7 protein-coding genes are annotated in these 5162 nt (G+C 48.7%); 1 reads left to right on the top strand and 6 read right to left on the bottom strand.

Annotated features, from left to right (window positions below; genetic code table 11):
• A partial coding sequence (locus BWI97_RS29100) for a S41 family peptidase (RefSeq protein WP_255403242.1) occupies positions 1-430 on the bottom strand: 430 nt, incomplete at its 3' end.
• A gap of 86 nt (positions 431-516) precedes the next feature.
• Positions 517-1134 carry a S41 family peptidase gene (locus tag BWI97_RS29095; protein ID WP_102203392.1) on the bottom strand — a complete coding sequence of 206 codons (618 nt, stop codon included), beginning with the start codon at positions 1132-1134 and terminating at the stop codon, positions 517-519.
• A gap of 159 nt (positions 1135-1293) precedes the next feature.
• Here BWI97_RS29095 and BWI97_RS25985 point away from each other — a divergent pair, with 159 nt between their 5' ends.
• Positions 1294-1836 (top strand): winged helix-turn-helix domain-containing protein, encoded by a 543-nt coding sequence (locus tag BWI97_RS25985; protein WP_102203391.1) that lies wholly within the window; start codon positions 1294-1296, stop codon positions 1834-1836.
• 202 nt (positions 1837-2038) lie between these two features.
• Here BWI97_RS25985 and BWI97_RS25980 read toward each other — a convergent pair whose 3' ends face one another.
• From BWI97_RS25980 to BWI97_RS25970, 4 genes are all read right to left on the bottom strand, one after another.
• Positions 2039-2860, bottom strand: a complete 822-nt coding sequence (locus tag BWI97_RS25980; protein ID WP_102203390.1) for an AraC family transcriptional regulator — start codon at positions 2858-2860, stop codon at positions 2039-2041.
• A 153-nt stretch (positions 2861-3013) separates the two neighbouring features.
• The gene (locus tag BWI97_RS29090) at positions 3014-3523 is read right to left on the bottom strand and encodes an SDR family NAD(P)-dependent oxidoreductase (protein WP_255403240.1); all 510 of its coding nucleotides are present in this window, start codon (positions 3521-3523) and stop codon (positions 3014-3016) included.
• Positions 3513-3806, bottom strand: coding sequence for an SDR family NAD(P)-dependent oxidoreductase (locus tag BWI97_RS29085; RefSeq protein WP_255403239.1), 294 nt, complete (start codon positions 3804-3806; stop codon positions 3513-3515). The genes BWI97_RS29090 and BWI97_RS29085 overlap by 11 nt, the downstream gene beginning before the upstream one ends.
• A 147-nt stretch (positions 3807-3953) precedes the next feature.
• Positions 3954-4916, bottom strand: coding sequence for an AraC family transcriptional regulator (locus BWI97_RS25970; protein WP_094816548.1), 963 nt, complete (start codon positions 4914-4916; stop codon positions 3954-3956).
• Between the last annotated feature and the right edge of the window lie 246 nt (positions 4917-5162).

Raw genomic sequence — 5162 nt, 5'->3', positions numbered from 1 at the left:
TAAAGACAAATTCCTCAAATTGCCCAACGTATCGACTCAATACAGGCACAGGCAATGATACAGGAAAAAGCTCTGCTCGTAACCGGTTTAACTGCCAACGGATTTTCCTTTGTTCTTCTTCACTGGCGGCAGTCCGTAGCCTGCTTAACCAGTAGTGTTGCTGGGCCTTGGTAAGTGCTTGTTCTTCATCCGTAACTACATCAGGCACTACACCCACCTGCTCCCAATCCGTTTTCGTCAACACATGTTCCCCGCGACTGTACGGAATAAAACCCACAAAGCCATTTCCCAACGCAAAACTTCGCGTCAAATGAGCCCCGCCCTGGGTTGTATCGCCCACCACCGTGGCTTTACGTAGTTGTTGTAAGGTGTAGGTCAGTCCTTCCGCGGCCGAGAAGGTACGTTTGCTGGTTAACAGAAATAGAGGCATGCCTATATACAGGCCATGCGTAACCGCGGCGTCAGGGGTTGCCCAGGATTCAGTCCATGTGTTCGTTATTCGACTGTAGCTCCGTCCTAACAAAGTGGGTGCATTAAAAAGTAACGAATCATCTCACTCGCCATCACTGCATTTCCCCCGCCATTATTTCTCAGGTCAATCACTAATGCATCGGTGTAAGCAACAAACTGCAGGGCTGCTCTTACGGTATTTCTGGCCAGTGTGCTGGTATCTGCAAAATTGGTAAAATCTATATACCCCAGGTTGCCCGGCAGAATTGCCGCCTGTTTGAAAAAGAAATTTCGCCGTTGCTCCCCCGGATTCGCGTTCCGGTTTACGTGTGGATCTTGATTAAACGCGTGGATTCGTTTTTCAAGAGCCGGATCATACCGGATGGACAGATGCTTATCGGGGTGGATCTTTAGTACCTCTTGGCTGAGCCACTGGGCCAAGCGGTGCGGATCAGTGATCGTGTTGTAAACGCCCTGGTTCATTTGACTTTTTAGGTGAGCTCCCATTGCTACAGCCAGGTCCGGATAAACGTAGTAACGGCATAAAGCCTGAACTACGCTATCAATCACTACGCTTTTTAGCGGCTTATCCAGTTTCACTGACGGCTGATCCTGAGCGTATAAAGCCGTCGTAAAGCTTAGTAAGAAAAAACCTAACCCCATTACTCTGTTCAAGTGTCGCATCGTCGGTTCAGCGGCTTTTGTGTGGTGCAAGCCGGTAACAAAGCTGAGGATGCTGTCACAGTTAATGGCTATAGAAAAGCTTTGGAAAAGCCTTAGATTTCCTGGACTTCAAAAAGCCGGTGGTTTTATTCGTACTTTCAGTGCCCAACATAGCTCTGCATGACGACTGAACGCTTCATACTAAACGGAAAATACCTGGTTGACCCAACCAGGCATGTCGTTAAAGATTTAACGCAGGAAGAAGAAGTTCGCTTAGAAACCCGGGTGATGACTCTGTTGTGCATATTGGCTGAACATGCCGATCAGCTGGTAACGCGGGAGATGCTGGTTAAAACCATCTGGAATGACTATGGCGGGGCCGATGAAGCGTTAACGCAATCCGTGTCCCACCTTCGAAAAGTGTTACAGGATACCAGCAGAACGATCATTGAAACGATTCCTAAAAAAGGCTACGTACTACATGCCTCGGTAGCGGCACCTGCAAACCCCTCAGGCTCGCTACCGATACCCAGACGAGCCAACCAGCTGAACAAAAGCGGGTTACTTTACACCTTGACAATTGCACTGGTCAGTGGCGTTGCCTGCTGGTTTTTCTTCAATCGATCAACGGACCGTCGGCTGGTTAGTCACTCAACCGCCGTTCCTTTTTGGAAAGTAAACCAGTCCGTCGATGAAACTAATTTGAACACCATACTACCGTAGCACCCGACCGTACGCGGTACAAATTGATCGTACACGGTGACAGCAGACCAGCCTTTTACATCAACGATCGACTTTTAACACCGATGAGATGGAGCCACACCTAACCTAATCCGGCAGCTGGCCGCAGTGTTACAGCAGAGGCAAAAAGAGTCGGCTGACGAATCTAATTAAGGTTCAACTTTCAGGTTATGCCCAACCTGCGTTAGTTGAAACTTGCCCTGAATTCCAGTGGGGAAAGGTTGGTTTTGTTTTTAAACAACTTACTGAAAGATTGAGCGTGCTCAAAGCCAAGTTCGTAAGCAATCTCACTGACGTTCAAGTTGGTAGTAGAAAGCTTTTCTTTGGCCTTTTCAATTAGTTTATAGCGGATGTACTGTTGAGTATTCTGGCCAATCAGTGAACGCAGCAGATCGCTCAGATACCCCGGGGAAATGTGCAGATGTTCAGAAAGAAACCGTACCGTAGGCACTCCCTGGTGCAAGGACAGGCCCGTTTTGAAATATTCATCCAGAATCGCTTCTACCCGTTGTAGTACGTCATGGTTTACCGATTTACGCGTAATAAACTGCCGCCGGTAAAAGCGGTTGGCGTAGCTGAGCATTAGTTCAACCTGGGCGATAACAATATCCTGGCTGAACTCATCCATGCGGCTACTCAGTTCTTTTTCTATGATTTGGTACACAGCTAAAATCACTTCTCTTTCGCTGTCTGACAGATGCAGGGCCTCATTGGCCGTGTACGAGAAGTAGCCGTATTGCTTCATTTTATGGGCTAATGGATGACCCAGGAAAAAATCGGGATGGATGAGCAAAATATAACCCTCCGCATTTTCCGCGTAATTGCCACTACCTACGAGCTGGTTAGGGGCCACAAACAACATACTGCCCTCGTCGTAATCGTAATGGCCCTGACCATAACGCAACCGACCGCTTAGTTTTGTAATAAAAGTTACTTTATAAAAATCCAGCACATCGTAGGCCGGCAGTTTGGCGAGATCAGGAGTATTGCCAAGCGTAAAATTCATCACGCTAATCAGTGGATGTTGCGGCTTGGGCAAACCAAATACCTGATGGACCTGTGATATGCAATTGATCCGAATGAGTTTTTTCGTCGTTTTTCATAGACTAGGATTACTGCTTGTGTCCAACGATTGTTGGCCACAAGCAGTATAAAGATTTTACCAGGGTACCATTGCTTCGCCGGGACCAGTAAATACGCCGGAGGGGCCCTCTTCATCCAGAACAACCCGGATGGGCTCACGCGATCCTTCTTCCACCGTATCCGTCCCCTGAAAGTTATTGAGGGCCGTAGCGGTAAAACCCGGACTGACCGCACGAACATTAATCTTAGCCTCTTTCAGTTCGATGGCCAGCGATAAAGTAATGGCATTAAGGGCCGTTTTGGATGCTCCATATATCACTTCGAATGATCCGTAATAAGGCCAGGAAGGATCCGAATTCAGAGTCAGCGAACCCAGGGCACTCGAAACATTGACAATACGTGCTGCCTTTGACTGGCGGAGCAGTGGTAAAAAAGCCTGCGTAACCGCAAGGACTCCGAAAACATTGGTTTCCCAGACACTACGCATTTCCTCAAGCGAAGCCACGCTGGCCCGGTTCGCCTGCATAACCTCTTCGAGGGGACGGCCTGGCTTACCGGCGTGGGAGATCGCGGCGTTATTGACCAAAAGGTTCAAGATAGCCAGACTCCTTTTGCACCTGCTCCGCAGCGGCCTGAATGGACGACGGAACGGTAACGTCTAACTGAATCGCCCGGGCCTGACCGCCGATGTCTTTTGTTGCGGCCTGTCCATTTTCCAGGTTACGTGAACCTACATAAACCACGTAGCCATTTGCGGTTAATGCTTTGGCAATTTGAAAACCCACTCCCTGATTAGCACCGGTTACGAGTGCAACTTTCGATTGAACGGATACCTCTGACGGTACGATTGCTGATTGATTTGACTGCATGTGATAAAGAACGAAGTGATGCAGCAAAGCTCAGCCTTCTCAGAACGGGCTTTGTAGCCGAAGTCAGACTCTTTGTAGCCGAATCGAGGATATAGTACACTGGCTTACAAGCGTTTCCGGGTACGCTAGTAAACGGATCATCCCTTACTAGGGGATGATTTGCAGTAGAGGTTGATTGGCCCGTAAACTATTTTTGCGAAACAGTGATGGAGAAACATTGACCTTCTTACGGAAAAAGGCAGTAAAAGCCGCCTGCCCCGAAAAACCGAGCCCGTCGCTGATCTGGTTGATATCCCAATCCGTTTGTACCAGCAGGGCTTTTGCTTCGTGCAGCAGACGGTCCTGGATATGTTCCCGCAGCGTTTTGCCCGTATGGTTTTTAATCAGGGCATTTAAATAATTGGGATGAACGTGCAACTGCTCCGCGAACTCGGCGGCGGTTTTCAATTGTACCGAATCGTCAGGGCTCTGTACCTGGAAGGAAGATTCCAGCAAAGCTAGAAAGCGGTAAATGTAGCCATAGCTGTCTGAAACGGGCCTTTGAGCCCTGTTTTTTCCGGCCCGCTTACTTTCCAGTAACACGAGTTGTAACTGTAACAGGATGGCCTGTTTTTTATCCTCTGCATCGGCCCGATCTTCAGTAAGCATGGTCGCAAAGCAGTTATCAATCACCAACGATTGACGATCCTCCAACTGGACAACGGCCTGGTCGGCCTGGAAATAGGAAAACTGTCTCAGGAGTTGTAGAACATGGTCCGCGTCGTGGCCGAAATAATCCGGGTGAATCAGACAGAAATGCCCGCCCGTTTCCTCGGAGGTCGTTTGCCAGGACATAATCTCGTCGGGATGAACAAAAGCGATTTCATCCGGTCCCATCGCATAGCGATGCAGTCCAATGGTAAGCGTACCGGTGCCCGAGGTCATGTGGAAGATCTTGTAAAATTTCCTGCGGTGGGGGGAGATATAATCCTTGACCGGATATTCGTCACGATTTTCAACGATGAAATAGCTGGAATGAACCGGATAATGCTCCACCTGCCACAAGGGTATCTTGTACTCCTCTGCCGCGAATGTTTCGAGTTCGACCCGCGGTATACCTATCGTTTCCATAGTCCTGCTTGTATGATGTACAATATACGTAATCTGCTGGCTTCCTACCGTTCCTCCCTGGCAGGGGAATAGCGAAAAAACCAGCCAGCAGACTTCTCCATCTGGTGGCTGGTAGGATGTACTCTACTAATGAGACGGATCTCAATAATCGGTAGATTTGCTTACGCGTTCAAAGGCGTTCAGGTCCTGTTGCAGCATCTCGATTTTATGGTTGCCATGGCGAAGGAATCAGAGCCCAGAAACAGA

It is taken from the genome of Siphonobacter sp. BAB-5405 (assembly GCF_002872335.1).
Taxonomy (GTDB): Bacteria; Bacteroidota; Bacteroidia; order Cytophagales; family Spirosomataceae; genus Siphonobacter.
Note: the sequence above shows the minus strand (reverse complement) of the source record. Positions and strands in the feature narration are given on the sequence as shown.

Bases quoted from the DNA above. Each gene is read 5' to 3' on its own strand.
- BWI97_RS29095 (WP_102203392.1), bottom strand. From the start codon at position 1,134: ATGCGACACTTGAACAGAGTAATGGGGTTAGGTTTTTTCTTACTAAGC.
- BWI97_RS25985 (WP_102203391.1), top strand. From the start codon at position 1,294: ATGACGACTGAACGCTTCATACTAAACGGAAAATACCTGGTTGACCCA.
- BWI97_RS25980 (WP_102203390.1), bottom strand. From the start codon at position 2,860: ATGAATTTTACGCTTGGCAATACTCCTGATCTCGCCAAACTGCCGGCC.
- BWI97_RS29085 (WP_255403239.1), bottom strand. From the start codon at position 3,806: ATGCAGTCAAATCAATCAGCAATCGTACCGTCAGAGGTATCCGTTCAA.
- BWI97_RS25970 (WP_094816548.1), bottom strand. From the start codon at position 4,916: ATGGAAACGATAGGTATACCGCGGGTCGAACTCGAAACATTCGCGGCA.